This window comes from Lysobacter enzymogenes (assembly GCF_900106525.1).
GTDB lineage: Bacteria > Pseudomonadota > Gammaproteobacteria > Xanthomonadales > Xanthomonadaceae > Lysobacter > Lysobacter enzymogenes.
The window spans coordinates 160,958-187,390 of record NZ_FNOG01000007.1; the positions used below are offsets into that span (position 1 = coordinate 160,958).

A 26,433-nucleotide genomic window follows, 5' to 3' on the forward strand; every position below is an offset into this window, starting at 1 on the left:
CGTGCCCGCATTGCCCTTCTCTGCTTCCGATCCGGGCGCCGCGCCGCGCCAGCGGCTGGCGCTGCGGCTGCTGCAGGCCGCGTTGTTCCTGCTGCCGGCGTTGCTGTTGTCCACGCCGTGGGCGCTGACCCCGTTCGCCGCGCTGGCGCTGCTGGCGTTCGCGCTGGCGCCGTCGGTGTTCGCGCGCGGCTGGCGCGAGGTCGGGCGCGAGACCCGCTGGCTGCTGGCGATGGCGATGCTGGCCGCGGTGGTGGTGCTGTTCTCCAAATTCCATTTCGAGGTGCGCTGGCGCGAGGCCGACAACCGCCTGCGGCTGTTGACGGCGCCGTTCTTCGCGGTGCTGATCTACGCCTGGCGGCCGTCGCGGCGCTGGCTGTGGCGCGGCGCGCTGTTCGGCCTGGCCGCCGCGTTCGTGCTGGCGCTGTATCAAGTGGCCACCGGCACCGAGCGCGCGTTGGGCTGGACCGCCAATGCGATCGTGTTCGCCGATGCGCTGATCGCGCTGATCGTGCTGGCGGTGTTTACCCGCCCCTCGGGCGAGCTGGTATGGACCGCGCTGGCCTGCGCGCTGGGCGTGGCCGCGGTGGCGCTCAGCGGCAGCCGCGGGGTGTGGCCGGCGCTGGCGATCGTGCTGCTGGTGGCGCTGATCGTCAGCGGCGGGCGCGCGCGCAAGCTGTCCTGGGCGGTGCTGGCGGCGTTGGCGCTGACGGTGGTGGCGAGCCACTGGATCGCGCCGCTGGCGCAGCAGATCCGCCTGACCGAGCTGGTCTCGGACATGGACCGGGTCAAGCGCGGCGACCACGAGTCCTCGCTGGGCGCGCGCATGACCTTGCTGGAACTGGCCGGCGACACCTTCACCGAGCATCCGCTGACCGGCGTCGGCGTGGGCCGGTTCGAAAAGGTGGTGATGGCCACGCCGCAATGCGCGCCGCCGGCGCCGCGGATTGGCTTTTGCAAGCTCGGCCACGCCCACAGCGACGCGTTCGAATGGGCGGCGACGATGGGCCTGCCGGGGTTGTTGGCGATCCTGGCGATCTATCTGGTGCCGCTGGCGCTGTTCGCGCGGCTGTTGCGCGCCCAGGCCGCCGGGCGCGCGCGCAGCAGCGCGCTGGCCGGGCTGGTGCTGGTGCTGGTGTACATCGCCTGCGGCCTGACCCAGTCGATGTTCGCCCACCAACTGGTCGCCTCGTTCTACGCGGTCGCCGTCGGCGTGCTGTACGGCTTCGCGCTGATCGAGCGCGAGCGCGGGCCGCAGTAAGCGCGTTGGCTTGAGCGTGTGGCGATGGACCGGCCGCGGTGAGCGCGGTGCGGCGCGCGCTCAGGCTGCGCCGTCGTCCTTGCGTTCGGGCGTGACCACCGGCTGGCCGTTGCCGAGCATCCACAGCATGATCGTCTTCTGCCGCACGTAGTTGGCGCGCACGTAGGCGTAGACCAGGCCGTGCCAGCCGTCGCGGAAGCCGCCGCGCAGCAGATAGCCGCGCCAGAACCGCCACGCCGGCGCCAGCACCAGCTTGGCCAGGGTCGCGCGTTTGCCGCGCGCGTGCTCGTGCTCGGCCATCATCCGCGCGTAGCGCTCGGTCTTGGCCAGTTGTTGCTGCAGCGAGCGGTAGGGGTAGTGGATCAGGTCGCCGCGCAGCGTGGCGAACGCGCCGTCGACGCTGGCGGCCTCGTGCACTTCGCGGGTTCCGCGCCAGCCGCCGCGGCGGCGGTCGAACAGGCGCAGCACGCGGTCGGGATAGGCGTTGCCGTGGCGCAGGAAGCGGCCGAAGTATTCGGACAAGCGCGCGAAGCGGTAACCGGCGGCATCAACGAAGCCGCGTTCGCGCGCGGCCAGGATCGACGCGCGCAGCTCGTCGCCGACACGCTCGTCGGCGTCCAGGCACAGCACCCAATCGTGCGCGGCCTGCTCGATCGCGAACTGCTTCTGGCTGCGGAAGCCGTCGAAGCGGCGCTGCAGCACGCGCGCGCCGGCGGCCTGGGCGAGCGCGGCGGTGGCGTCGGTGGAGTGCGAATCCACCACCACGATCTCGTCGCAGAACGCCAGCGAGGCCAGGCAGTCTTCGATCCGGTCGGCTTCGTTGAAGGCGATGATGCAGGCCGACAGCTTGGGGCGGGCGGCGTCGCTGGGCGCGGGCGTGTCGATGGCGGCGGTCCGGGGCGGGGGCTGCGCTCAGGATACTCGGCCGTAAAGCGATGAGTGAGCGGGCAGGAGCGAGCGAAAGCCGGTCCGCGCCCCGCTCACTCCTGCCTCCTCTAAACTCGCGTATCGCTCCAAACGGCCGCCGCCATGTCCGACTACCTGCTCTTCGCCACCGAACGCTACGCGCTGCCGATCCTGCAGCCGCTGGCGCAGGCGCTGCACGAGGCCGGCCACGTCGCCCACGCCTGGTTCGCCGACGGCGCCGCCGGCTCGGCCCTGCCGGCGCCGGTGCGCATGCTCGAGCCCGGCCGCGCCGGCCTGCGCGCGGCGGTGGCGCTGAAGCCGCGCGCGGTGTTCAGCGCGGCCAACTGGGTGCCGCCGTTCGTGGCCGGGGCCAAGGTGCAGCTGTTCCACGGCTTCAACGTGGAAAAGCGCGCCGACGCGCGCGGTCACTTCCGCGTGCGCGGCCTGTTCGATCTGTATTGCACGCAGGGGCCGGCCACCACCGCGCCGTTTCGCGAGCTGGCCGCGCAGGCCGGCCACTTCGCCGTGGTCGAGACCGGCTGGCCCAAGCTCGATCCGCTGTTCCGCGACGACGACGGCGCCGCCGCGGCCTTGCGCGCGCCGGCCGGCGCGCGGCCGGTGGCGATGTTCGCCTCCACCTTCACCGAGCGCCTGAGCGCGGCGCCGCATCTGTTCGAGGCGATCGCCGCGCAGGTGGCCGAAGGCCGGCGCTATTGGCTGCTGACCTTGCATCCCAAGTGCGCGCCCGAGCTGTTCGAACGCTATCGCTCGCTCGCCGGCGCCAATGCGGCCTTCGTCGAAACCGAAGCGCTGATCGCCGCGCAGCGCGCCGCCGACGTGCTGGTGGCCGACACGACCTCGGTGGTGTCCGAGTTCGTGGTCCAGCGCAAACCGGTGGTGACCTTCCGCAACCGCGCGCCGAAACCGCACATGATCGATTTCGACGACCCGGCCGAACTGGAGCAGCGCCTGGCGCAAGCGTTCGCGCCGACGCCGCAGTTGCAGGCGGCGATCGACGCGTATGCCGAGGCGATCCATCCGTACCGCGACGGGCGTTCGTCGCAGCGGGTGATGGCGGCGACCGAGGATCTGCTGGGCGGGCGCTTGGGGACGCTTCGTGGCAAGCCGCTATCCGCGTGGATTCGCGGGCTGCAGATTCGTCGCGAGTTGGGGTATTGGGGGCGTGGGAGCTGAGCGGGGCGGCCGCGTCGTCGCGAAGGTTCGTCTCCGACTGTAGGAGCGGCGCGAGCCGCGACCGCGAATACGCAGCCACGTCGTTGGTTTCGTCGTAGTTGGTTATTCGCGGTCGCGGCTCGCGCCGCTCCTACAGCGGGCGTGCCGCGGCGGGTTCTGCGTCCGTCGCCGCGACGAGCGAAACGCAGGCCCGCATCACCACCGCAACGGCCGCTTCGCCAGCGACGCCGCCAAGCGTTCGTACAGCCGCTGCGCCTCGTCCAGCGGCAGGAAGCGGATGCGCAGCGGCGGGCCCAGCGCGCCGGCGCCGGCGGTGTCCAGCCACAGCGTCGCGGTGCCGCAGCGGCGGTCCAGCGGCGAGCGGGTGATCTGCAGGACTTGCAGCTTGTCGAGTTCGGCGAAACGCCAGTAGCGCCGCCACCAGCCTTCGCGCACCGCGATCAGTTCGGCGTCCATCGCATAGCCCATGCGCCGCGCGCGCCGCTGCGCCTTGAACGCCGACCACGGCAGCCACAGCAGCGCCAGCAGGCTCCATTCGCCGACCTGCCAATAGGCGATGAACACCGCCAGCGCGGTCCACGGCAGGTCGGGCAGGAACAGCCGCCACCACACCGCCTTCGGCAGCGCCTGCCACGGCAGCGCGTCCCAACGCGCGTGCGGCAGCAGGTGCGCGATCAGGCCGTCGCAGACCGCCGGCGCGGCGATCGGCGCCAGTTCCTTGAGCGCGCGGCCGTCCTCGTGCTCGTCGCCGCCGACCGTGTCCACCGCCAGGCGGCGCCGGCGCAGCAGCCGGTGCAGCACGCCTTCCTCCAGGGTCCAGGCCTGGATGCGCCGGCGCGGCACGGTGGTGCGCCAGCGCGCCAGCAAGCCGCGCTCGGCGGTCAGCCGGCGGCCTTGTTCGCTCAGTTCGAAACCGTAATAGCGCAGCAGCGCCAGGGTCATCGACAGGCCCTTGAGCGCGGCGGCGACGAAGACGATGCCGGCGACCGCCAGCAGCGCGTAGCCGGCGGCGTCCAGGTGATAGCCCTCGACCCGGCCGAACAGCCAGCGCACGCCCACGCGCAGCATCCGCTCGGGCACGCGGCCGTTGAAGTCGGGCACGCTCTGCATGATCGCGGCCAGGCCGGCGCCGACCAGGATCAGGCCGCCGTTGGACACCAGCCCCAGCCGCAGCACTTCCGCCGGCGACAGCCGCAGCAGGCTGTCGGCGCGCTCTTCGGCGGCCTGCGCCGGGTCGCCGCCGCGGCGCCGCACCAGGGTTTCCAGCGCCAGCGCGTCGGCCAGCTTGAGCACGCGCATCTGCGCTTCGGGTTCCTTGCCGCCGGCCGATTCCAGGCGCACCTCGGCCACGCCGAACAGGCGGTGCAGCACGGTCTGGTGTACGCCCACGTTCTGGATGCGCACGAACGGGATCACCCGCAGGCTGCGGTTGAGCAAACCACTGCGCACCACCAGCCCGTTGGCGCCGACGCCGTAGCGATAGGTGAAGTAGCGCCACAGCGAGAACAGCACCAGCACGCCGACGCCGATCAGCGAGTACAGCTCGTTGCGATCGCCGCGGCCGAGGAAGATCAGGATCAGCAGCGGCACGATGTACTGGCGCAGGTGCTGCACCAGCACGAACAGCCACGACATCGGATGCAGGCGGCGGTCGGCGACCGGTTCGGCGGCCGCGCCCGCGCCGGCGCGGGCGTCGTCGTGGGCGGGCGCGCTCATCGGGCCTCGTCGTCTTCGAGGTCGAGCTGGCGGCCCAGGCGTTCGCGCAGGCGCTGGGCGTCGTCGGCGTCGAGGTGATCGATCGCGACCGAGCTGTGGCGGGTGCCGGCGGTGTGCACCACCAGCGTCGCCAGCCGGCGCATGCGCTGCAGCGGGCCGTGCTTGAGGTCCAGATGCTGGACCCGGGTCAGCGGCACGATGGTCTCGCGCTGCCAGGCCACGCCGCGGCGCACCGCGAAACCGTGCGCGTCCAGCTTCCACAGGGTGTTGCGGTAGCGGCGGAAGCCGATCCACATGCCGATGCCGGCGCCGAACAAAGCGCCGGCCAGGCCGCTGGGCAGCGCGCCGTGGCGGCCGAAGTTGAGCACGCCGACGATCAGCGCGGCGATCGCGAACACCACCGCCAGCGACAGGCTGATGTCGATCGTGCACAGCGGAATCGCGCGCGCGGGCAGGCGTTGCCAGCCGTCCTGCGGCGGCGGCAGCGCGTGGTCGTCGCCGGGCGCGGCCGGGGCGGGCGATTCGCGCTGCGTCGGCGCGGCGGCGGGGGCTGGATCGGACTCGGGCGCGACGTCCGCGGTTGCGGACGGCAGCGGCTCGCCCGCTTGCGCGATGGGCTCGGCGGGCGAGGGGAGAGTGGAATCGGAGCCGGGCGGTGTGGGCGTCATCGTGCGGGCGGGGCGAGGTTGTTCCCGAGTGTAGCGAGGTGAGTGGCGTGTGGCCGGTTTGCGTAGAACTGCCGGGTTCGCTGCGCGCGATCAGCGCGCGCGGATGCCGATGGGTGCGCTGAGCCGCGTCGCCAGCGACTCAGCGACGGTCGGTTTCGATCGAGCGATACGGGTTGTCGCGCCCGTCGCCGGACGGCCGCAGCGTGTAGCGCTTGTACGTCCACTGGTACTGCGCCGGATCGCGCCGGGCGATGCGTTCCACCGCCTGATTGAGCGCGGCGCAGGCGCGCAGCGGGTCGGGATCGGCGATGCCCTCGGGCGCGGCCTCGATGTGCAGGGCGAAGCCGGGCCCGTCGGGGTGCTGGTCGATGCGCTCGCAATAGCAGAACAGCACCGCCGCGCCGGTGCGCTCGGCGAGCCGGCCGAGCAGGGTCATGGTCAGCGCCTGGACCCCGAAGAACGGGGCGAATTCGCCGTCGCCGGCCTTGGGCTGCTGGTCGGGCAGGATCCCGACCACGCCGCCGGCGCTGAGCCGCTTCCACAACTGGCGCACCGCGGCGCCTTCCGCGCGGATCTGGGTCACCCGCTCGGCGTCGGTATCGGCGCGCACCAGGTTCAGGAAGGCCTCGCCGACCGCCGACTCCGGCGGCTTGTACAGGATCGCCAGCGGCGTGCGCTGGGCCAGCCACTGGTTCAGCAATTCCCAGTTGCCGTAGTGCGGGGCGGCCACGATCAGGCCCTTGCCGGCGGCCAGGGCGGCATCGAACAGCTCGGTGCCGTGGCGCTCGCGCAGCAGGCCCAGGTTTTCGGCGTGCGGGCGGGTCCACAGGCGCAGGGTCTCCACCGCCTGGCGCGCGGTGGTGCGCACGATCGCCTGCTGCCACTGCTCGCGCTGCGCCGGCAGCAGCTCCGGGTAGGCCAGGGCGAGGTTGACCCGGGCCACCCGGGCCTCGCGCGCGTCGCGGCGCTGCCACACCGAGGCCACCGCTTCGCCCAGGCGCCGCTGCCAGGGCCAGGGCAGGCGGCCGATCAGGCTGGCGAAGAAGTACAGCAGGCGGGCGGCGAACTGGGTCATGCCGGCGAGTGTAGCCGCGCGCGCCGCGCCGGCACCGGCGCGCGGCGGTGGCGAACGCGGGCGAACGCCGCCATTGCCGGCGCGTTGCCCGCAGTACACTGGCGATCCCTGAAATTGACGGTGCGACGGCATGCTGAGCTTGATCCAGCGGGTGACCCAGGCCAGCGTGACGGTCGACGGCGAAACGGTCGGGGCGATCGGCCCCGGCCTGCTGGCCCTGGTCGGGATCGAGCCCGACGACGGCGAGGCCCAGATCGCGCGGATGGCCGATCGCCTGCTCGGATACCGTGTATTCGCCGATGAGGCCGGTCGTATGAACCGCGGTCTGGCCGACACCGGCGGCGGGTTGCTGCTGGTCAGCCAATTCACGTTGGCGGCCGACACCCGCAGCGGCATGCGTCCGGGCTTCAGCACCGCGGCCGCGCCGGCGCTGGCTGAACCGCTATTCAACCGATTGCTCGAAACTTGCCGTCAACGTCATTCCGCGGGGGTGGAAACCGGCCGCTTCGGCGCCCATATGGTCGTCAGCCTGGTCAACGACGGCCCGGTCACCTTCCTCCTCCGGTCCTGACCCGACGCTCCTCCCCGCGGCCCTGCCCCGGCCGGGGGCGCCGGACCTGATATACTGGAGCGTTCCCTATCCTCATTAGCGCGGTGGCGCAGCCCATGGCCAACGAACGTCAGCCCCCTCCGTCCGATATCAAGCTCCTGATCTCCAAGGGCTTGGAGCAGGGCTATCTGACCTATGCCGAGGTCAACGATCACCTGCCCGACGATTTGGTCGACGCCGAACAGATCGAAGACATCATCGGCATGATCAACGGCATGGGCATCGAAGTGCACGAAGTTGCGCCCGATGCCGAAACGCTGTTGCTCGCCGACGGCAACACCGGTAACCGCGAAGTCGACGACACCGCGGCCGAAGAAGCCGCCGCAGCGCTGACCGCGCTCGACGGCGAAGGCGGCCGCACCACCGATCCCGTGCGTATGTACATGCGCGAGATGGGTACCGTCGAACTGTTGACCCGCGAAGGCGAAATCGCCATCGCCAAGCGCATCGAGGAGGGTCTGAACCAGGTCCAGGCCTCGCTCGCGCTGTATCCGGGCACGATCCAGCTGATCCTGGAAGACTACGAGCAGCACAAGGCCGGCAAGAAGCGCCTGGCCGAGATCGTGGTCGGCTTCAACGATCACCTCGACGAAGAACCCGAACCCGCCGCGCCGCCGGCGCCGGCGGCCGACGATGCCGACGCCGAGTCCGACGAGGACGAGGAGGAAGCCGCCGGCGGCGACGAAGAGACCGAAGAGACCGTGTCCGGTCCCGACCCGGTCGAAGTCGCCTCGCGCATGGAAACCATCGCCGACCTGCACGGCAAGTTCCTCAAGGCTCACGCCAAGTACGGCTCGGCGCACAAGAACGCGACCAAGCTGCGCGAGGACATCGCCGCGGTGTTCGTCACCCTGAAGCTGCCGCTGGCCCTGACCGACACGCTGATGCGCAACCTGCGCGAAGTGGTCGGCTCGATCAAGGACCACGAGCGCAAGATCCTCGACCTGGCCACCCGCGTGGCGAAGATGCCGCGCAAGGACTTCATCCGCGCCTGGGAAGGCAACCAGACCAATCTGGAATGGGTGGACGAACTGCTCAAGCGCAAGCAGAAGTGGTCGTCGGGCCTGCGCGACGTCAAGGACCAGATCGTGGCCGAACAGCAGGCCACCATCGAAGTCGAGACGCGCTCGCTGCTGACCCTGGAAGAGCTCAAGGAAATCAGCCGCGCCGTCGCCTACGGCGAGGCCAAGGCGCGCAAGGCCAAGAAGGAGATGGTCGAGGCCAACCTGCGCCTGGTGATCTCCATCGCCAAGAAGTACACCAACCGCGGTCTGCAGTTCCTCGACCTGATCCAGGAAGGCAACATCGGCCTGATGAAGGCGGTGGACAAGTTCGAATTCCGCCGCGGCTTCAAGTTCTCGACCTACGCCACCTGGTGGATCCGCCAGGCCATCACCCGCTCGATCGCCGATCAGGCCCGCACCATCCGCATCCCGGTGCACATGATCGAAACGATCAACAAGCTCAACCGCATCAGCCGCCAGATGCTGCAGCAGTACGGCCGCGAAGCGACTCCGGAAGAGCTGGCGAAGGAAATGGACATGCCGGAGGACAAGATCCGGAAGGTCATGAAGATCGCCAAGGAGCCCATCTCGATGGAGACTCCGATCGGCGACGACGAGGACTCGCATCTGGGCGACTTCATCGAGGACACCAACGTGGAGTCCCCGGTGGAAGCGACCACCAACATCAACCTCTCCGAGACGGTCCGCGACGTGCTCGCCGGCCTGACCCCGCGCGAGGCCAAGGTGTTGCGCATGCGCTTCGGCATCGACATGAACACCGACCACACCCTTGAGGAAGTCGGCAAGCAGTTCGACGTGACCCGCGAGCGCATCCGCCAGATCGAAGCCAAGGCGCTGCGCAAGCTGCGCCATCCGAGCCGGTCGGAACAGCTGCGTAGCTTCCTCGACATCGATTGATTCGTCGCCAGGACGCAACCCGAACAGGCCCCGCATTGCGGGGCCTGTTTCGTTTTGAGCGCTGGGGTTCTTCGACGGTGCTATCGTCGCGAGACCAGCGGCGGGACCGCGGAGGCGCGTATGGAAGACAACGTCTACGTTAGGGCGGTTACTGCGGCGCCTGTGGTGCGGAATCCGGCGACGCAGTCGTCGTCGCCTTGGTTCTCGCTTCGGGCTATGTTCCTCGCCAGTTTGCTGGCGACGCCGCTGGCCGGAAGCTTGATGATCGCGTGGAACTGTCGGGTGCGCGGCGATCGCGCCTTAAGCTGGGTCTTGGCCGCCGCCGCCGTCGCGCTGATCGCTCCGGCGACGATGCTCGTCGATCTCGCGGTGATGGCGATCGGCTATAACCACGATCCGCGGGAAATGCCGTTTGCGATGGGCTTGTTGTTGTCGTTGCAGGCCGCCGTCGTTGCGGCCGTCGGCCGCGTCCTGCAAGGCGATGAGTTGCGGGCGCGACGCCAACTCGGACTGCCGATGCAGTCCTGGTGGGTGGCTTGCGCGGTTGCCGCCTTCGCGTTGGCGTGGTCGCTGATCTGCCTGCCGCTGTATTCGTTCGCGGCCCGACTTGCGGCCTAGCCTCGCCGCCATGAGCGACCCGGGGCGAACCCGAGTCGCCAGTGGATCCTCGCGCTAGCTGGGACTGCGCCGCGACGTAGCGGGATCGTCGCTTCAACCGTAGAAAAACTGCTCGTGCACGATCTTGCAGTCGCGCACCTTGTACACCGCCACTTCCGCCATCGATACGCGGCCCATGCTTTTGTAGGTGGCTTCGATGCCCATCGCGAGGGTGAACCAATCGCCGCCGACGACAGGATCGCTGCACCAACTGCTATGCAGTTCGACCACGTCTTCCATGAACTTGCGGCCTTTCTCGCGAATGGCTTCCAGCCCTTCGACGTTTCCGAGCGGGCCGGATTGATTGCCGGGCGCTTCGATGCTGACCGCGTCGTCGGCGTAGAGCTCGTCCTGGATCTGCTCGTGCTTGCCGGCGCGGCAGAGTTCGACGTAGCGGTCGGCGATCTGTTGGATGTCCATGGGGCGCTCCGCGAATGAGGGGAGCGGCCAGGATAGGTGCGGGAACGTTGCGCGGCTGCGTACGGATGTCGGCGCGGACGCATGACGTGGCCGCGCTCCCGACGGACGGCGCATGAATACGCGATGTTGCGAGCGCTACCTGTAGGAGCGGCGCAAGCCGCGACCGCGAATCCTCACCTACGACGCAAGCGAGGTGTCGCGGTCGCGGCTTGCGCCGCTCCTACAGGGACTTCGGAACGATTACGGATTGCGCAACCAGCGGATCACTTCGTAGCACGCGCCCATGGTGTGGTAATCGGTCTTGCCGGCCGGGCTCTTCTCGTCGCTGTACTTGCCGTTGCGGCGGTCGAGGATGCGGTACCACGCGCCATAACGGTGATCGACCAGGTGCTGCCACGCATACGCCCACAGCTTGTCGTACCACTGCCAGTACAGATCCTCGCCGGTGCGTACGGCCAGCAGCGCCGCGGTCGCCAGCGATTCGGCCTGGACCCAGAAATATTTGTCGTCGTCGCAGATCGAGCCGTCCGGCGCGAAGCCGTAGGCGAGGCCGCCGAATTCGTCGTCCCACGAGCGCGCCACCGCAGTGTCGAACAGATGGCGAGCGGTCGGCACCAGCCATGCAGGCGCGTCGCCGCGCACGGACAGGTGGCGGTCGAGGATCAGCAACAGCTTGGCCCACTCGGTCTGGTGGCCCGGCTGGAAGCCCCATGGGCGGAACAGGTGCTTGGGGTCGTCGCGGTGATAATCCCAGTCGATGTTCCAGTCGCGGTCGTAGTGCTCCCACACCAGGCCGTCGGCCTGGGCCGCCTGACGCTGGGTCATGTTCTGCGCGAGCGTCAATGCGCGTTCGAGATAGCGCGCGTCGTTCGAGGCCTCAAACGCCGCCAGCATCGCCTCGCACATATGCATGTTGGCGTTCTGGCCGCGGTAGCCGGTGAAGTTCCAGTCGGCGTCGGCTTCGTCGCGGTACAGGCCGAACTCGGGCTCCCAGAAGCGCGCTTCCAGCAGGTTCCAGGTTTCGTCCATCCACGCCGCGGCTTCGGCGATGCCGGCCTTCACGCCGCACGAGTAAGCGAGCAACACGAAGGCCACGCCGTAGCAGTGGTTCATGCGGTCTTCGGGCTGGCCGTCGCGGATGGTCCAGGCGTAGCCGCCGGTGCGCGGGTCGCGGTGCGCCTCGCGCAGATAGCGCAGGCCGTGGCGCGCGCGTTCGCGGTAGTCGTCGCGGCCGAATTCCACCGCCGCCATCGCGTAGTTGAAGACGAAGCGGGTCGAGCTGACCAAATGCCGGTGCGATGCGTCGTACACCGCGCCGTCGTCGCGGAAGTAATGGAAGAATCCGCCGTGCGGATCCAGCGCGATCGGGTCGTAGAACGCCATCGTGTCGCGGATATGCGCCAGCAGCGTGTCGGCGTCGCGGAAGTTCGGCAGCGGGTTGGCGGGAAGGTTCATGCTTGTTCCTGCATCAGTCGTTCGACCTCGGCGGCGCTGGGCATGGCCGCGAACGCGCCGTGGCGGGTGGTGGCCAGCGCGCCGGCGGCGGCGGCGTAGCGCAGCGCGTCGGTCAGTTCGTCTTCGCGCTGAAGGAAATCGTTGAAGTTGGCCGCGTCGACGCCAAGCGCGATCAGCCGCCGCAGCAGCCCGCCGACGAAGGCGTCGCCGGCGCCGGTGGTGTCGCTGGGCGAGACCTTGAACGTGGCCACCGTGCCGCTGCGGGTGCGCGTATGCCAGCGGATCGGAGTGGCGCCGTCGGTGATCAGCACGCAGGTCGCGTAGCCGTGCCACAGCCGCTGCAGCGCGGCTTCTTCGCCGCCGAGGTGGCGGGCGAGGAACTCGAACTCGCTGCCGCACAGCTTGATCAGGTCCGCTTCCAGCAGCGCCGCCAGCAGCCGCGGCGCCGGGTCGACGCCGGCCGGCCACAGCGACGGGCGCAGGTTCATGTCCATGCTCACCAGCGCGCCGGCCAGGCGCGCGCGGCGCATGCCGGCGAGCGTGGTCGCGGCGATGGCTTCCTCGGTGAGGCTGTTGGAGCAGACGTGGAACACGCCGGCGTCTTCGAAACCGTCGACGCGGAAGTCGCCGTCGCGGAACAGCAGGTCGGCCGCCGGCGGGCGGTAGAAGCTGAAGCTGCGTTCGCCTTCGCCGTCGAGCGACACGAAGGCGAGCGCGGTCTTGGCCTGGTCGGTGCGGCGCACGTCGCGGGTGTCCACGCCGTAGCCGCTGAGCTGTTCGGCGATGAAGTCGCCGAACATGTCGCGGCCGAGCATGCCGACGAAACGCGTGTTCGCGCCCAGCCGCGCGGCGGCGACGGCGACGTTGGCCGGCGCGCCGCCGGCGTATTCGACGAAATGGCGCGGCTGGCCGGGCGCGCCGCCCGGGCGGGCGAGGAAGTCGATCAGGGCTTCGCCGAAGCAGACGATGGCGCCGTCGGCGGGCGAAGGGGATACGGCGGACATCAATGCATCACTCCCGAAGCTTGGGCGCTGGCGTGCTGGCCCTGGCCTTCGCGGATGCGCGAACCCGACAGGCCGTACCAGACGATGAAGGCGTAGCAGACCGCCGGAATCACGAACGAATGCTGGATGCCGATGCTGTCCGACAGCAGGCCCTGCAGCAGCGGCACCACCGCGCCGCCGACGATGGCCATGATCAGCAGGCTCGAGGCCTTGCTGGTCATCGGCCCGAGCCGTTCGATGGCGATGGTGAAGATGGTCGGGAACATCACCGAGTTGAACAGGCCGATCGACAGCACCGCCCACATCGCCACCGAACCGCGCGTGGCCATGGTCAGCGCCAGCAGCGCGATCGCCACCACCGCAGCCAGCGCCAGCAGCTTGCGCGCATCGACGAAGCGCAGCAGCACCGCGCCGACGAAGCGGCCGACCATCGCGCCGCCCCAGTACAGGCCCAGGTATTTGCTGGCGGTGGCGTGATCGAAGCCGGCGATCTGCGGCTCGGACAGATAGTTCACCAGGAAGCTGCCGATCGAGACCTCGGCGCCGACGTAGACGAAGATCGCGATCACGCCGAACAGCAGATGACGCTGGCCGAGCACTTCGCCGAAGCTGTGGTGGGCCGGGTCGGCGCTTTCGGTGGCCTCGGTCAGCGGCGGGATGCGCATCGTGTAGACGAACACCGCCAGCAGCACCAGGCAGCCGGCGATGACCATGTACGGCACTTGCACCGCCGCGGCTTCGTGCGCGCGGTAAGCGGCCTGCTCGGCGACGCTCATCGCCTTGAGCTCTGCGGCGCTGAGCACCGCGGAGGACAGGATCAGCGGGCCGATGAAGGTCGGAAACACCGTGGTGCCCAGCGAGTTCAGCGCCTGCGCCAGGTTGAGCCGGCTCGGCGCGCCGGCCGGGTCGCCGAGCAGGCTGATGTAGGGATTGGCCGACACCTGCAACACGGTGATGCCGCTGGCGAGCACGAACAGCGCGCCCAGGAACAGCGGGTAAGAGGGAATGCGCGCGGCCGGGAAGAACATCGCCGCGCCGATCGCCGCGACGATCAGGCCGATGACGATGCTGTGCTTGTAGCCGAACTTCGCCACCACCCGGCTGGCCGGCAGCGACATCAGGAAATACGCGCCGAAGAAGGTCGACTGGATCAGCATCGACTGGGCGTAGTTCATGTTGAACACGGCCTTGAGATGCGGGATCAGCACGTCGTTGAGGCTGGTCAGGCCGCCCCAGGTGAAGAAGATCGTGGTCACCACCGCCAGCGCGGCGGCGTAGGACATGACGCGACGGCTCATGCGGAGTCTCCGGACAAGTGCACCTCGCTGCTGCTGCGGGCCTGCAGGCGCACCGGGGCGATGGTATGGGCGCGCGGCATGGCCGGTTCGCGCAGACGCTTGAGGATCAGCTCGGCGGCCTGGCGGCCGCGCGCGCGCGGATCCACCGCGATGGTGGTCAGCGGCGGCGAGGCCACCGCGGCTTCGGGAATGTCGTCGAAGCCGACCACGGCGAAATCGGCGCCGGCGCGGCGGCCGCGTGCGACCAGGCCGGCCATCAGGCCGAGCGCGACCGCGTCGTTGTAGCAGACCGCCGCGGTCGGCGCGGGATCGCGCACGAACAGCGCGCCGGTCTGCTGCGCCGCTTCCAGCCGCGTGGGCGCGCACTCGACCAGCCACTGCGGTTCCGGCTCGATCCCGGCCTCGGCCAGCGCCTCGCGATAGCCCTGGCGGCGCTGCCGGCACGAGGACGAATCGCGATGGCCGCCGAAGAAGGCGATGCGGCGATGGCCGCGGTCGAGCAGGTGGCGGGTGGCCAGGCGCGCGCCGTGGGTGTTGTCCAGGGCGAGGAAATCCCAGGTGGTGCCGTCGAGCTCGCGGTTGAACACCAGCACCGGCGTGCGCTCGCCGACTTGCGCGCGCACCCGCGCGCCGTCGCTGCCTTCGGCCGGCGAGAGGATGATCCCGGCCGGGTCGTGCTCCATCAGCGAGTTGAGCACCGCCTGCTGGCGTTCCACCGATTCGTTGGTGCTGCCCAGCAAGGTGACGAAGCCGGCGGTGGCCAGCCATTCGTCCACGCCCGCGGCGAACTCGGCGAAGAACGGGTTGGACAGGTCGTTGATGACCAGGGCCACGCCGGTGGACACCTTGCGGCGCAGATTGGCCGCGCCGCGGTGATAGACGTAGCCTTGGCGCTTGAGCTCGGCTTCGACCCGGGCGCGGGTGTCGGCGTGCACCAGCGGGCTGCCGCGCAGCACCAGCGAGACGGTCGCGCGCGACAGGCCGCAGGCGCGCGCGATATCGGCCAGGGTGACCCGGCCTCGGGGGGCGGGCGCGTCGTTCATCTTGGGCACCTCGCGGTGGATGGTCGGGCGGGACTCATAGGCCGGGTTCGGGCGAAAGGAAGGCTTTTGGATCGTTCTAAATGCCGCCATCCTGCGGCCTGGGCCCCGTCGCTGCATTCTGCAATGCAGCATGAACGGGTTCCGGGCGCGTGCTAGCTTGCCGATATTTAGAACGATCTAAAAGTGGCGGCCCGTCCCTTGGCCGGCCGCCGTTGCGAACCTGTTCCTAATCCCGATCACGAATCAGACGGAGTACTCCGGATGGCCCGGCCGATCCAGTCCCGAACGACCCAGCTCTCAGCGACCCAGCCCCACCCCGATCCGTCCGGCCGCTGGCCCGGCGCCGCCATCCTGGCCTTGCTGGCCGCGGTGTTCGCTGTCCCGACCGCCCTGGCCGCGCCCGCCGGCGGCGCCGACGCCGGCCGCCGCGCCTTCGAAGCGGTCGACCCGTTCATCGGCACCGGCGGCGAGGGCCACACCTTCCCGGGCGCCACGGTCCCGTTCGGCATGATCCAGCTCAGCCCGGACACCGAGATCAAGCCGCGCAAGGAAGCCTACGGCTGGGCCGCCGGCTACCGCCACGGCGATCCGACCATCGTCGGCTTCTCCCACACCCACTTCTCCGGCACCGGCCACTCGGACCTCGGCGACGTGCTGGTGATGCCGATCGCCGGCGAGGTCAAGCTCGAGCGCGGCGATTCGAAAACCCCGCGCAGCGGTTACCGCTCGGCGTTCCGCCACGACGACGAAGTCGCCCAGCCGGGCTATTACGCCGTCACCCTGGACGACTACAAGATCCGCGCCGAACTCACCGCCAGCGAGCGCGTCGGCGTGCATCGCTACCGTTACCCAAGCGGGCAGGCGGCACACGTGCTGATCGACCTGCGCACCAGCCTGTACGACTATCCCGGCAAGGTGCTGTGGTCGCGGGTAAGGCTGCGCGCCGACGGCACCGTGACCGGTTTCCGCGAAACCCGCGGCTGGGCCCCGGGCCGGCAGCTGTACTTCGCCATGCGCTTCTCGCGCCCGGTGACCGGGCACGCCTTCCACGACACCGAAGCCGACGTGCCCTACAAGGGCTTCGCGCCGCCCGGCGAAAAAGACCCGAGCCAGCGCGCGCAGATCGAAGGCCGCCAGCTCGTCGCCAGCCTCGACTTCAAGGACGCGCCGGGCCAGGAGTTGATCGTCAAGGTCGCGATCTCGCCGGTCAGCGAAGACAGCGCCATCGCCAACCTCGACGCCGAAGTCCCCGGCTTCGATTTCGACGGCGTGCGCGCGCAGGCGCGAGAACGCTGGAGCGATGCATTGTCGGCGATCGACGCCGAAGGCGACGAGGCTTCGCGCAAAAGCTTCTACACCGCGCTCTACCACACGCTGATGGGCCCGAGCCTGTTCATGGACAGCGACGGCCGTTATCGCGGCCCGGACAACGCGGTGCACGAGGCCAAGGGCTTTCGCTACCACTCCACCTTCTCGCTGTGGGACACCTATCGCGCGCTGCATCCGCTGTTGACCCTGGTGCAGCCGGAGCAGCGCAACAACGATTTCGTCAATTCGCTGCTCGCTTCGCGCAAGCACAGCCCCTACGGGATCCTGCCGGTGTGGGCGTTCCACGGCCAGGAGACGTGGTGCATGATCGGCTACCACGCCGTGCCGGTGATCGCCGACGCCTACATGAAAGGCATCCGCGGCTACGACGCGAACGAAGCGCTGGAGGCGATGGTCGCCAGCGCCGACTACGGCCCTTACGACGGCATCGCCCAGTACAAGGAACTGGGCTATGTGCCGATCGACGAGGAAGGCGAGGCCGCGTCGAAGACGCTGGAGTACGCGTTCGACGACTGGACCATTGCGCGCATGGCCGGGGCGATGGGACGCAAGGATGTTGCGGCGAGATTCGAGAAGCGAGCCGGCAACTGGAAGCACGCCTTCGATGCGAAGAGCGGATTCATGCGCGCGCGCAAACGCGACGGCAGCTTCCGCGAACCCTTCGACCCCAGCGCCAGCGGCTACGGCACCGACTACACCGAAGGCAACGCCTGGCAGTACTCGTGGTACGTGCCGCAGGACGTCGCCGGCCTCGCCGCCGCGCACGGCGGCGCCGACAAGCTGATCGCGCGGCTCGACCAGGTGTTCGAGGCCAAGGTCGATCCGAAGATCTTCGCCCACATGGAAGACATCACCGGCTTGATCGGCTGGTACGCGCACGGCAACGAACCCAGCCACCACGTCGCGTATCTGTACGGCTATGCCGGCCAGCCCTGGCGCACCCAGGAGCGGCTCAAGCAGATCATGGCCAGCCAGTACGCGCCGCGCCCCGATGGTTTGGCCGGCAACGACGACCTCGGCCAGATGTCGGCTTGGTACGTGTTCACCGCGCTGGGCTTCTATCCGGTGGCGCCGGCCAGCAACGAATACATCATCGGCCGCCCGTTCCTGCCGAAGGCCACGCTCAACCTGCCCAACGGCAAGCGCTTCACGGTGATCGCCGACGGCCTGGATGAGGCGCACACCTACATCGGCAGCGCCACGCTCAACGGCCAGCCGCTGGACCGCGCGTTCCTGCGCCACGAGGAAATCGTCGCCGGCGGCGAGCTGCGCTTCGTCATGCAGGCGCAGCCCAATCGCGAATGGGCCAGCCATCCGAAGCAGTTGCCTTACTCGATGAGCAAGGCGCGATGAAACCCGCGCGCAGGCCGCATCGTTGCGGCCTGCGCGCGCTGCGCCGTCTTAGAAATCGTCGCGGCCGTGCGTGGCCGCCGACCAGCCGATGAACTCCGCGGCATTGCCGTCCGGCCGCCCGCGCTTGGTCGCGTTCTGGAAGTTCGCAATCGGCGTACCGCGATTCATGTAGCCGTTGACCGCGATCTCGCTGTAGCCCGGATACAGCCCGTTCGAACGGCAATCGCGCACGCCCTCGCCGTACAGGATCGACTTGGCCATGTACTCCAGCCCGCGCGCGAACCGCGGCTGCGCCTCGTTGCCGACCTTGAACAGCCACACGCTGGTGTCGCCCTGGATCGTCGCCATCTCCGCCGCCTGGGCGATGCCGGCCAGCGAATACTGCGGATGGTGGCAATCGCGCGCGGCCAACTCCTGCACCTCGCCGCTGCTGTAGACGATCAGCGGAATCAGCTGCTTCATCCGGTTGAGCCCGGCGTTGTAGCGATTGGCGTCGTCCTGATAGACGCCGGTGGCCATCGTCGCCAGCGCGCCGGACACGCCCCAGTTGTTGGTGCGCGCGGAGGCCTGGTTGGCGTAACCGTAGAGCCTGTTGAGATAGCCGTTGAAGCGATCCTGCGACGCCTGCGGCCAGCCTGCCGCGCCGCCATCGTGATGGCGCAGGATCTCCGCCGCGCTGGCCCACACCGGCAACCCCCACGCCGCCTCCAGCCACGCCTGCGGCGCATCGGTGCCCGGCGCCAGAGTGAAACCGGTGAACTTCGCCGACCACGCATCGATGATCAGGATCGCCTTGTCGCGATTGCGCGTATCCCCGCTCACCGCCCAACGCAGCGCGTTCAAATACGCCGCGAACCCATCGTTCTTCCAGCGCCCCTCCTGCGGACCACCCGCTGCGCGCACCACCTCCACCGTCGCCAACGCCTGATGCGCGTAAGTGTGCGAACCGCGGTTGTCCTGCAGCACGCGGTTGTAGCCGGTCTTCATCGCGCTGCTGTTGCCCGATTGCACCGCGGCGCGGATCGAGGCGAGTCGGTTCTGCGTCATCAACAAGCCGGGATGCTTGAACGGCGGCACGGCAGCGGGCGCGACGGCGGTTGCTGCGTCGTAACTCGCGGCGGATGCGGTGTCGGAAGGTTCGGCGGCGTAGCTGGAACCCGCGGCGGCGACCAACAGCGCCAGCGACATCGTGCGGAAACGGAACTGGGCAATGCGCGACATGGAAACCTCGTTCGATGGGTGAGGCGATACCGGCTGCCCGCCGACAATGGCAGCGCGTCCGGATCGTGGCCCCCCTCGAATGCGCCGAACGCAGCGGCGTCGCCGTCGCGCCCGGCAGCGCCGCTCGATGGCGGCGCCGGTGCGCATCTGTTGTGCGCATCGAAGCCATGCTGCCCGAGTCGGTCGCGCGAAAGTGCGACTGGGGCTGGGCAAGTGGGCGGGCGGGAATCGTATAAAGGCGAGGGGATTCGCAGTTCCGCGAACCGTGGCGGAGCGCCGCGACCGGTATTGGGGCGGATGCGGACCCGCAGCGGGCCGGCCGCCCCGGGCTGACGACGCCGGGCCGGTGCTTTAGAATCCAGCCCTCTTGCGGGCCTATAGCTCAATGGTTAGAGCAGAGGACTCATAATCCTTTGGTTCCAGGTTCGAGTCCTGGTGGGCCCACCATTTTTTTTTGGGTTTCGTGAGCACCGCTGGGCGGCCTCTGGAATTGCCTCTGGAAATGGCCGCTACTTCGCCGAAGGTTTCACGGTCGGCACGCTCTTGTCGTAGGTCTTCATCATCGCCTCGGAAAGGCCGGCCGCGTTCTTCTTCTCGGCGCCCGTGCCCTGCGTGTCGGTGATCCCCTTGCGCTTGAGGTCGTGCGGGCTGAACCGATCTTCTGGCCGGATCACCTTCTCCTTGATCGCGTCCTTGATGAAGCGCTGCCACAGCGTGTCGAGCCCGTCCTTATCGAGCGGCTGGCCGTCGCGGTCGAGGAACAGCGCCGCGCTGTCCGGCACGACCTTGCCCTGCCGCGCTTTGCGCGCCAGCACGCCCTCGCGACAGGCGATCGCGCCGTTCCCGGCCCGGCGCAGCCGCGGCGTCCACTTCACCAGGTTGTCCTTGCGCCGGTTCGTGGTGATGCCGGCCTTCGTCTTGTGGTGCAGGATCAGCGTGAGCGTTTCGACGCCGCGCAGGCGGCACAGATAGGTCAGCTCCAGGAACCACGGCAGGTAGGGTGCAATCGACCCCTTCGTGTTGGCGGTGATCGCCGCGCGCTTGAGCGCGTAGGCCAGGATCGCGTTGTAGGGGCCGGCAGCCACTGGCGCTGGCGCTCGCGCACCTTCTCGACGCCGAACGCCGGATTGTGGCTGAGCCCGACGTGGTTTTCCGCCCACGTAAACAGCCGGCCCAAGTAGCGCTGGATCTTGTTCGCCTTCATGTGACCGGGCTGGGGCCAGCCTGCGCCATCGGCGAACTCTCTCATGCGTATCGAGATTGATTCGATGCACTGCTCCAGAGCCAACAACTCGCTGCCGAATCCAGGCAAGCCGCGCGTCATCTCCCTAGGGTGCAGCCCACGCATAGATGGCGGCACTGGACACATATTCGTCGAACAGGGTCGGGTTCTGCGGCGTCGGACCATAGCTGCGCAGGAACCTTAGGGCAGCAAGACGCACCAGGCGTGGCTTCGCGGGTGCCGTGGGCGACTAAGTTGGTCTTGAGAGCGGCGATGCGGCGCCTACTAGCGTCCACGTCCCGCATGCGGTGAAGATCGTGCACTTAGGTATATAAAGTGCATATTTTATGCGCACGATCGGTGGAGTGCTGCCCGAGATTTCGATTGTCGTACACGACACGAAGGGCGAGGCCTCGTACGTGCCGCGCCCCCGCGCGCAGAGCGACAAAACGCATTGGCTTGAGCTGGCGCTAGCCTTACCATGTGGCCTTAGCCGCGCATCCGCGATCTTGCAGCGTCGTCGTACATTTCGCCGCAGGGCCAATCGTTCTGTTCCGGCGCAGCGTCGTGTGCAGGGGGCGTGCGTGCCGCAGCCCGGTCCTCGCCTCTCCAACTCGATCCATCAAGGTGCCTATGAAGACTTCCCGGCAGTCGGCCGCTTTCGGCGCGCTTTCGCTCATCGCTTGCCTGCCGGCCGTCGCCGGCGTTCCGTTCTTCAATGCGAGCTGCCCCGGCGGCGTGTCTGTGCATGCCGACAACGGCGGGCCGGTGTTCGTCAACGGACGCGAGACCGAGCTAAAGCGATTCAACGACGACTATTTCGAGGCGCGCGACGCGACCAGCGGCGTGACCCTGTCGATCAGCCGCAATCCCTCTGGCGAGGTGCAGTTGTCCTACACCGGCCGTGGCGGCGCCAACGGCGTGTGCACCGTCGGGGCGGCGGGGCCGCGTGCGTCGTCGTCGGGTTCGGGTCGCGCGACGGACGAAGTGACCTGCGAGTCGCAGGGCCGCGAGCAGACCGAATGCGAAATGGACACGCGCGGCGAAGTGCGACTGGTCCGCCAACTGAGCCGAACCCGTTGCGAGCAGGGAGAGAACTGGGGCTTGAACCGGCATTCGGTGTGGGTGAAGGATGGCTGTCGCGCGGTGTTCGCCAAAGTCTCCGACGACCGGCGCGGGTCGCGCGATTCGTATCGCGGTGCGGCGGCGGGCGCCGATTCGACTCTGCTGGGTGCGTGCAACGTCCGTGCCGACGCGCAGGGCGCGCTGGTGACACGGGTGGCGGTCAACGCCGAGGTGACCGAACTGATCGTCGATTATCCGGACGGGCGTTTCCTGTGCATGGTGCGCAACGACGGCCAAGTGCAGTCGCTGTCGCCGATCCGCAGGAAGTAAGCCAGCGCTGGGGTGCGCTCAGCGCCGCAGCGGTTCGACGCACCGCCGCGCGCGGCGGCGCACCGGCGCCAGCCCGCGCCGAAGTGTATGAACTGCAGTGCCGTTTGATCGCGTGTGGACTGTGCTACACCTCTCCGTAGAGGCGGGGCCTATCTACTAGCGCTTTGGAAGTGGCGGGTCACCTCGCTCGATATCCCGCGGACGACTAGCCGGTCGTTATCTCGGTGAGCGAGACGAGCCGGCCTCACTGGCATTGGCGTCCTGCCAAGCTGGGGTCGGCCTCGCGCCTTCGCTACCAGCCTGACCTCGCAGCCAGAAGCGGTTGGGCAGTTAGCCCGCCGCCGACTTGGTCTGCCCGTCCGGCGGGGAGGGCTGCACCCGGCAGGTCATCATGATTCAAGATATCTCTGGATAACCGTGGGTAGCTCTGGGTAATCAAGAGAGTTGGGTCCCGGTTGCCGACGCTCCACCACGCCGTAACGTCAAACGGATTTCTCCGCCTCTCCGCGCCTCACGAAGACGCCTTATTTTCGGCCTTTTCGTTGCACGCCTGTGGTTTTGGAGAAAACCGCACACGCTGTTTTTGGCGAAATTTTCGCCACTTTTCCTCCGTTTTCTCCGCGGCTGTGGACCGAAAACCACAGGCTCGAATTTTCGGGGTATTACGAATCAATGGGTTAGCTGTGGACTTGTCAAGCGAGTTTTTTCGCGATCAACATGTCCACGGGGACTCTAGCCCGGGACCACGGTCTTGTGCAGTGGAGTCCACGGTTGGCTATCTGTACGAGGAGGAAGATATGTCGCTGCTCAAGGACAGCGCATTGAGGTCCGTGCTTGGTATCGGACCGGAGGAATTGAAGGGTGCCTGCATGTTCCTTCAGGGGGCCGTCTATTGCTGGTGCAAGAACAGGCCGCAAGAGTGGTTCGCTTTACGCGATCTCATGGGGGGCGAGAATACATACTGGCTCAACACTCCTCTCGCGCCTGTTTACCGGAAACACAGCGGTTTGCCTGACGGTGATGCATTTATTGCCGCAGGAAAAGATGCAGGATGGATATTGAAGAGAGTAATCGCGGAAGATGCGCGCGAGTTCGATACGCGAAAGGCCGAACTCGTGAGGCAATACAGATGGCTCAGTCCACATGCTGGTCAGTCGTGATTGAACTCCAGCGGCGGGTTCTTTATAGAGTTGCCAGGATTTCGTCGGCGCTGCTACTAATTCAGGCTGATAGCTGGACTGACATCCGTTTTCGCGCACATTACCCAAGCCCAAGCCCAGCAGGCCCGCAAGCGACTTGAAGTCCATTGGCTTGAGCGAGTGGTCAGGTTAGAGCTTGGAATTTACGGCATTGCTCCCGTTAACTTTCGAAGCGGTCAGTCGTGCTTGCAGATCAGATATATACGCAATCCTGGAAATTCCTAGCAGCGGCTTGCATGGCGATGCATGATTGTCCTGAAACCTTACGTGGCGGAGCAAGATGCGAAAGCCAGACATCTCTTTGACCGATGAGGAGCTTTTGCTCTTTTCTGAAATAAACTTCGACCCAAAGAGTGTCGATGACATGCGGGGATCCATTGAATCAATGAAGCGTCTGGCTTCCAGCCTTCTGAGTAGAGAGGCGGTGCCAGAGGTTCGACTTGCGTACTTCATTGATCCAGATTTCAACCCTGGCGGTAGGGGGCGGTCGCGAAAGGATGTCTTTGAGAAAAACCGAACAGTCGACGCGGAGATCCTGAGTCACCCGAACTTCCTGAAGTACTTGGAGTACTTCATATGCGGTCCAAATCTGCCTTGCGAAGCGATAGCGCGATTCAAGGAGGAAGCCGTCTTCTCTGGATATCTCACTGGTGGGGATATCAACGATCTCACGTCTTACGCAAGATCATGCGTAAGATCCTATGGCCTGAATCCCTACGAGGCTTCGGAGGAATTCTTCAAGCTCGCTATTGACTGCGGTGCCATGCCCTCATCTGCCGAAATGGTTAGGAGTTCGGTTCGAGCGATGAAGTCTTGATGGCCCACGCGGCGTAAACCAGGTGGTTAGTTGGAGCTTGCCTGCATTGAGGAAAGGCTGTCTGGCAAAATCTTTGCAGCGACCAGGGCTGCTGTCCCGCCGGACGAGCGCGAAGGACCTACAGCCGACGCCATCAGCGGCTGACTCAGAGGCCATGACTTCTATGACAACCATGCAATCGATTTTGCACACCCTCAAAGAGTCAGCTCCGGACTATCACGAGGCGATGCTGATCAATGCGCCGCGCATTGACGCCGCCGACTCTGATGTCGAATCGCTGCTTCGGGGCTGGGCTTGCCTGTTCGGACATACGCTGAGGGAGCGGGGAAATCCATTTCGATGGATTTCCCATGACGAAGCAGTCGAATGGATCAAAGTCCATCTCACTCACGATCTTGTATTCGCAACGCCTGGAATGGATGAGCAGCAGGCGCTGGACCTGACAATGCAGCTTCTCGGTCCGATGGGGCAGGTCAAGGCAGTGGCGTCCGATTTCACGATTTCAGACTGGACATTTTGCGACCTTCTGATCGTGTCGAACGAGTCGACCACCCTGCTACTCGCATTCCTGGGTGAGGACTAGCGCTCTGTGCTTGAGTGGCTAACGCCTGCGCTCAACGATCAGCGGCGATCAGTTCTCGGAACGCGGCGCGAAATCCCAAATTGGGGTGGTACTGCGGTCTAGCATTACGGCGTAACCGACAAGAATGTTGCTTCATGCTTCGATGGTTCCGGCCGCTGGTCGGCGACATGAAAAACATACAAGGATGCCCGCTTGAGACCGGCCACAACGCGCTCATCGATGGCTTGCGTCCATAAGCGACGGAGACACGACGTGGACAAGAATGAGATGGTCAAGGGATTTTCTCAGAATGATGCCGTGGTGATCCTGCAGACGAACGGGGAGACGCTCCAAGGGTATCTGTCGAAGATCGATCTGGCGCAAGACTGCTTCGTCGTTCAAGTGGCTGTCTACATCGGACTTGACGGAAAAGTCGAGCGAAAGGACCTTGTCGAGTGCAAGTTCGACGACGTCGACACCATCAGCAAGTTCGGTAGCAAGCCAAACAATCCGCCCAATTTCGACGCTGATCTCAAGCGATATCCGATCGGCAAGTACCTGATGATCTGGGGCAAGCACGACAGCTCCATCAACCCGACGATCGAGCAAGGAGCGTTGAAGAGCATCGACTGGGACAAGCGCACGCTCGTGTTGCACAGCAGCACCTACGATAAGGACCGAACGGTGAACATCGATCGGATCAGCTTCATCGACGATACCCGCAGCGGCCCCGGTGCCTTACGGCCCGTGCAAACACCGGATTGGCATCTCAGGCCCGACGGAGCTTGGTATCGGGGCGAGCGGAAATACGCAGGCTCGTAACTCCTCGGCAACCGCTTCTGCAATAGCCGGTCGCAGGCTTCGCGTTCGCGGCGGTCGCAGTCGACATCAGCACGCCGGGAACTTCAGGCCACACGAGCGGATATCCCGCCAATGGGATAGTTCGCTCCGCATGAGCCGCCGTGTCCTTCGCCTTTCATGAATCCCCGCGCCGCCCCCACGGTTACAATCCCCGCCGTGACCACCCAGGCGACACCCCCGTAAATGCAGATCTTCAGCCTCGCTATCGCCGGCTTCTCGATCGTGGTCGCGGCGCTGCTCTGGCTGACATACCTGGCCTTCCTCAAGATCCCCGGCAAGTCGGCGTACTCGATCCTGTCGTGCACCGTCCTGTTGGGCGCGCTGGTCGCGCTGCAGCTGGGTCACTTGCTGCATTTCGCCGGCGGGCCGGAACCGCTGGCGACCATCGGGTACCGGATCGCGCTGTTCGTGGCGCCGCCGTCCTTCTTTTTGTTCGGGCGCTGGGCGCTGCTGCCGGACGAGCCGTTCCGGCCGGCGATGTTGCTGGCCTTGCTGCCGATCGCGCTGCTGCTGATCCCGCGCCTGGACGTATCGCTGCCGATGCTCTTCGCGATCGGCGCGGGCTTCGCGCTGTGGCTGGGCCGCCTGGTCTACGGCCTGCGCGCCCAGCGCAAGCAGTTCCGCTTCGAGTTCTTCTGGTTCGGCGTCATGTCCGTCCTCGCGGTCGGAGTGCTCCTGCTCGGCTTCGCACTCCCGTACATCGATCACGCTTGGTTCTATCGCTTCTATTGCAGCGCGATCGGCGCGGCGTTCGCGATCCTGGTCGTCGCGCTGATTGCCCATCCCGACCTCATCGCCGACCTCACCGAGGCGGCGCAGCTGCGCTACGGCAAGTCCACGCTGCGGGACATGGACGTCGACGGCCTGCTCGCCCGGCTGGCCGTGCTGATGGCCGATCCGAAGGTCTACCAGAACGAGACCCTCACGCTGAGCACGCTGGCCGCGGATCTCGGCGTCACCGGGCACCAGCTGTCCGAGCTGGTCAACACGCGGCTGGGCATGGGGTTCCCGCGCTACGTGCGCGAGCGCCGGGTGGCTGCGGCCAAGTTGATGCTCGTGGCCGAGCCGAACGCCTCGATCCTCGCCATCGGCATGGGCACCGGCTTCAAGTCGCAGTCGACGTTCTATGCCGCCTTCAAGGAAGTGACCGGACAGTCGCCCGGCGACTACCGCAAGGCGAACGCGAAGACCTCCTGACCGCGACCTGCTTCCCTGCCGCAGTGCAAGCGCGCGCAGGGAAGGGGCTCC

Annotated in this window: 23 protein-coding genes and 1 tRNA gene; 13 read left to right on the top strand and 11 right to left on the bottom strand. The window is 67.2% G+C overall.

Annotated elements, in window-relative coordinates; genetic code table 11:
- The first annotated feature begins 1 nt into the window (after position 1).
- Positions 2–1,258: an O-antigen ligase family protein gene (locus BLU84_RS18010; RefSeq protein ID WP_074870875.1), complete on the top strand. Its 1,257-nt coding sequence runs from the start codon at positions 2–4 to the stop codon at positions 1,256–1,258.
- 60 nt (positions 1,259–1,318) lie between these two features.
- Here the strand turns inward: BLU84_RS18010 and BLU84_RS18015 are convergent, their stop codons facing one another.
- On the bottom strand, positions 1,319–2,143 hold the full coding sequence (locus BLU84_RS18015) for a glycosyltransferase family 2 protein (protein WP_074870575.1): 825 nt from the start codon (positions 2,141–2,143) through the stop codon (positions 1,319–1,321).
- Positions 2,144–2,287: 144 nt separating this feature from the next.
- Here BLU84_RS18015 and BLU84_RS18020 point away from each other — a divergent pair, with 144 nt between their 5' ends.
- Complete coding sequence (locus BLU84_RS18020; RefSeq protein WP_074870577.1) at positions 2,288–3,358, top strand: CDP-glycerol glycerophosphotransferase family protein; 1,071 nt, start codon at positions 2,288–2,290, stop codon at positions 3,356–3,358.
- A gap of 195 nt (positions 3,359–3,553) precedes the next feature.
- On the opposite strand, the gene BLU84_RS18025 is transcribed toward BLU84_RS18020, so the two are convergent.
- The 3 genes from BLU84_RS18025 to BLU84_RS18035 form a co-directional block, all read right to left on the bottom strand.
- On the bottom strand, positions 3,554–4,993 hold the full coding sequence (locus tag BLU84_RS18025; protein WP_074870876.1) for a PH domain-containing protein: 1,440 nt from the start codon (positions 4,991–4,993) through the stop codon (positions 3,554–3,556).
- 77 nt (positions 4,994–5,070) lie between these two features.
- On the bottom strand, positions 5,071–5,742 hold the full coding sequence (locus BLU84_RS27830) for a PH domain-containing protein (protein ID WP_233431182.1): 672 nt from the start codon (positions 5,740–5,742) through the stop codon (positions 5,071–5,073).
- Positions 5,743–5,881: 139 nt separating this feature from the next.
- Positions 5,882–6,817, bottom strand: coding sequence for a lauroyl acyltransferase (locus tag BLU84_RS18035; protein WP_074870579.1), 936 nt, complete (start codon positions 6,815–6,817; stop codon positions 5,882–5,884).
- A 130-nt stretch (positions 6,818–6,947) separates the two neighbouring features.
- Here BLU84_RS18035 and dtd point away from each other — a divergent pair, with 130 nt between their 5' ends.
- From dtd to BLU84_RS18050, 3 genes are all read left to right on the top strand, one after another.
- Positions 6,948–7,388, top strand: coding sequence for a D-aminoacyl-tRNA deacylase (gene dtd, locus BLU84_RS18040; protein WP_074870582.1), 441 nt, complete (start codon positions 6,948–6,950; stop codon positions 7,386–7,388).
- A gap of 95 nt (positions 7,389–7,483) precedes the next feature.
- Positions 7,484–9,349, top strand: coding sequence for an RNA polymerase sigma factor RpoD (gene rpoD, locus BLU84_RS18045; RefSeq protein ID WP_074870584.1), 1,866 nt, complete (start codon positions 7,484–7,486; stop codon positions 9,347–9,349).
- 120 nt (positions 9,350–9,469) lie between these two features.
- A complete protein-coding gene (locus tag BLU84_RS18050) occupies positions 9,470–9,967 on the top strand; it encodes a hypothetical protein (protein WP_139175090.1) in 498 nt (165 codons plus the stop codon).
- A 93-nt stretch (positions 9,968–10,060) separates the two neighbouring features.
- Here the strand turns inward: BLU84_RS18050 and BLU84_RS18055 are convergent, their stop codons facing one another.
- From BLU84_RS18055 to BLU84_RS18075, 5 genes are all read right to left on the bottom strand, one after another.
- Positions 10,061–10,426 carry a nuclear transport factor 2 family protein gene (locus tag BLU84_RS18055; RefSeq protein ID WP_074870588.1) on the bottom strand — a complete coding sequence of 122 codons (366 nt, stop codon included), beginning with the start codon at positions 10,424–10,426 and terminating at the stop codon, positions 10,061–10,063.
- A 240-nt stretch (positions 10,427–10,666) separates the two neighbouring features.
- Positions 10,667–11,881 carry an AGE family epimerase/isomerase gene (locus tag BLU84_RS18060; protein WP_074870591.1) on the bottom strand — a complete coding sequence of 405 codons (1,215 nt, stop codon included), beginning with the start codon at positions 11,879–11,881 and terminating at the stop codon, positions 10,667–10,669.
- Complete coding sequence (locus BLU84_RS18065; protein WP_074870593.1) at positions 11,878–12,885, bottom strand: carbohydrate kinase family protein; 1,008 nt, start codon at positions 12,883–12,885, stop codon at positions 11,878–11,880. Before BLU84_RS18065 ends, BLU84_RS18060 begins: the two co-directional genes overlap by 4 nt.
- Positions 12,885–14,183, bottom strand: coding sequence for a sugar MFS transporter (locus tag BLU84_RS18070; RefSeq protein ID WP_074870595.1), 1,299 nt, complete (start codon positions 14,181–14,183; stop codon positions 12,885–12,887). The genes BLU84_RS18065 and BLU84_RS18070 overlap by 1 nt, the downstream gene beginning before the upstream one ends.
- Positions 14,180–15,226, bottom strand: coding sequence for a LacI family DNA-binding transcriptional regulator (locus BLU84_RS18075; RefSeq protein WP_074870597.1), 1,047 nt, complete (start codon positions 15,224–15,226; stop codon positions 14,180–14,182). The genes BLU84_RS18070 and BLU84_RS18075 overlap by 4 nt, the downstream gene beginning before the upstream one ends.
- A 261-nt stretch (positions 15,227–15,487) precedes the next feature.
- On the opposite strand from BLU84_RS18075, the gene BLU84_RS18080 reads away from it, so the two are divergent.
- Positions 15,488–17,908, top strand: coding sequence for a GH92 family glycosyl hydrolase (locus BLU84_RS18080; protein WP_083382804.1), 2,421 nt, complete (start codon positions 15,488–15,490; stop codon positions 17,906–17,908).
- Between the two features lie 48 nt (positions 17,909–17,956).
- Here BLU84_RS18080 and BLU84_RS18085 read toward each other — a convergent pair whose 3' ends face one another.
- Positions 17,957–19,129: an alginate lyase family protein gene (locus BLU84_RS18085; RefSeq protein ID WP_074870599.1), complete on the bottom strand. Its 1,173-nt coding sequence runs from the start codon at positions 19,127–19,129 to the stop codon at positions 17,957–17,959.
- A 371-nt stretch (positions 19,130–19,500) separates the two neighbouring features.
- Between BLU84_RS18085 and BLU84_RS18090 the strand changes: the two genes are divergently transcribed.
- Positions 19,501–19,576 (top strand) — tRNA-Ile (locus BLU84_RS18090).
- A gap of 62 nt (positions 19,577–19,638) precedes the next feature.
- Here BLU84_RS18090 and BLU84_RS18095 read toward each other — a convergent pair.
- Positions 19,639–20,214, bottom strand: a complete 576-nt coding sequence (locus tag BLU84_RS18095; RefSeq protein WP_074870602.1) for a site-specific integrase — start codon at positions 20,212–20,214, stop codon at positions 19,639–19,641.
- Between the two features lie 770 nt (positions 20,215–20,984).
- On the opposite strand from BLU84_RS18095, the gene BLU84_RS27960 reads away from it, so the two are divergent.
- The 6 genes from BLU84_RS27960 to BLU84_RS18115 all read left to right on the top strand — a co-directional run bounded on the left by BLU84_RS27960 (position 20,985) and on the right by BLU84_RS18115 (position 26,382).
- The gene (locus BLU84_RS27960; protein ID WP_074870605.1) at positions 20,985–21,746 is read left to right on the top strand and encodes a DUF3011 domain-containing protein; all 762 of its coding nucleotides are present in this window, start codon (positions 20,985–20,987) and stop codon (positions 21,744–21,746) included.
- 797 nt (positions 21,747–22,543) lie between these two features.
- Positions 22,544–22,906: a hypothetical protein gene (locus BLU84_RS18105; RefSeq protein WP_074870879.1), complete on the top strand. Its 363-nt coding sequence runs from the start codon at positions 22,544–22,546 to the stop codon at positions 22,904–22,906.
- 319 nt (positions 22,907–23,225) lie between these two features.
- Positions 23,226–23,762 carry a hypothetical protein gene (locus BLU84_RS26660; RefSeq protein WP_139175091.1) on the top strand — a complete coding sequence of 179 codons (537 nt, stop codon included), beginning with the start codon at positions 23,226–23,228 and terminating at the stop codon, positions 23,760–23,762.
- Between the two features lie 172 nt (positions 23,763–23,934).
- Positions 23,935–24,345 carry a hypothetical protein gene (locus BLU84_RS26665; protein WP_139175092.1) on the top strand — a complete coding sequence of 137 codons (411 nt, stop codon included), beginning with the start codon at positions 23,935–23,937 and terminating at the stop codon, positions 24,343–24,345.
- 252 nt (positions 24,346–24,597) lie between these two features.
- Positions 24,598–25,146 (top strand): hypothetical protein, encoded by a 549-nt coding sequence (locus tag BLU84_RS18110; RefSeq protein WP_074870608.1) that lies wholly within the window; start codon positions 24,598–24,600, stop codon positions 25,144–25,146.
- A gap of 261 nt (positions 25,147–25,407) precedes the next feature.
- A complete protein-coding gene (locus BLU84_RS18115) occupies positions 25,408–26,382 on the top strand; it encodes an AraC family transcriptional regulator (protein ID WP_139175093.1) in 975 nt (324 codons plus the stop codon).
- The last annotated feature ends 51 nt before the right edge of the window (positions 26,383–26,433 follow it).

Coding starts and splice junctions, on each gene's coding strand:
- BLU84_RS18020 (WP_074870577.1), top strand. CDS start 2,288: ATGTCCGACTACCTGCTCTTCGCCACCGAACGCTACGCGCTGCCGATC.
- BLU84_RS18025 (WP_074870876.1), bottom strand. CDS start 4,993: ATGTCGTGGCTGTTCGTGCTGGTGCAGCACCTGCGCCAGTACATCGTG.
- BLU84_RS27830 (WP_233431182.1), bottom strand. CDS start 5,742: ATGACGCCCACACCGCCCGGCTCCGATTCCACTCTCCCCTCGCCCGCC.
- BLU84_RS18035 (WP_074870579.1), bottom strand. CDS start 6,817: ATGACCCAGTTCGCCGCCCGCCTGCTGTACTTCTTCGCCAGCCTGATC.
- dtd (WP_074870582.1), top strand. CDS start 6,948: ATGCTGAGCTTGATCCAGCGGGTGACCCAGGCCAGCGTGACGGTCGAC.
- rpoD (WP_074870584.1), top strand. CDS start 7,484: ATGGCCAACGAACGTCAGCCCCCTCCGTCCGATATCAAGCTCCTGATC.
- BLU84_RS18050 (WP_139175090.1), top strand. CDS start 9,470: ATGGAAGACAACGTCTACGTTAGGGCGGTTACTGCGGCGCCTGTGGTG.
- BLU84_RS18055 (WP_074870588.1), bottom strand. CDS start 10,426: ATGGACATCCAACAGATCGCCGACCGCTACGTCGAACTCTGCCGCGCC.
- BLU84_RS18060 (WP_074870591.1), bottom strand. CDS start 11,881: ATGAACCTTCCCGCCAACCCGCTGCCGAACTTCCGCGACGCCGACACG.
- BLU84_RS18065 (WP_074870593.1), bottom strand. CDS start 12,885: ATGTCCGCCGTATCCCCTTCGCCCGCCGACGGCGCCATCGTCTGCTTC.
- BLU84_RS18070 (WP_074870595.1), bottom strand. CDS start 14,183: ATGAGCCGTCGCGTCATGTCCTACGCCGCCGCGCTGGCGGTGGTGACC.
- BLU84_RS18075 (WP_074870597.1), bottom strand. CDS start 15,226: ATGAACGACGCGCCCGCCCCCCGAGGCCGGGTCACCCTGGCCGATATC.
- BLU84_RS18080 (WP_083382804.1), top strand. CDS start 15,488: ATGGCCCGGCCGATCCAGTCCCGAACGACCCAGCTCTCAGCGACCCAG.
- BLU84_RS18085 (WP_074870599.1), bottom strand. CDS start 19,129: ATGTCGCGCATTGCCCAGTTCCGTTTCCGCACGATGTCGCTGGCGCTG.
- BLU84_RS27960 (WP_074870605.1), top strand. CDS start 20,985: ATGAAGACTTCCCGGCAGTCGGCCGCTTTCGGCGCGCTTTCGCTCATC.
- BLU84_RS18105 (WP_074870879.1), top strand. CDS start 22,544: ATGTCGCTGCTCAAGGACAGCGCATTGAGGTCCGTGCTTGGTATCGGA.
- BLU84_RS26660 (WP_139175091.1), top strand. CDS start 23,226: ATGCGAAAGCCAGACATCTCTTTGACCGATGAGGAGCTTTTGCTCTTT.
- BLU84_RS26665 (WP_139175092.1), top strand. CDS start 23,935: ATGCAATCGATTTTGCACACCCTCAAAGAGTCAGCTCCGGACTATCAC.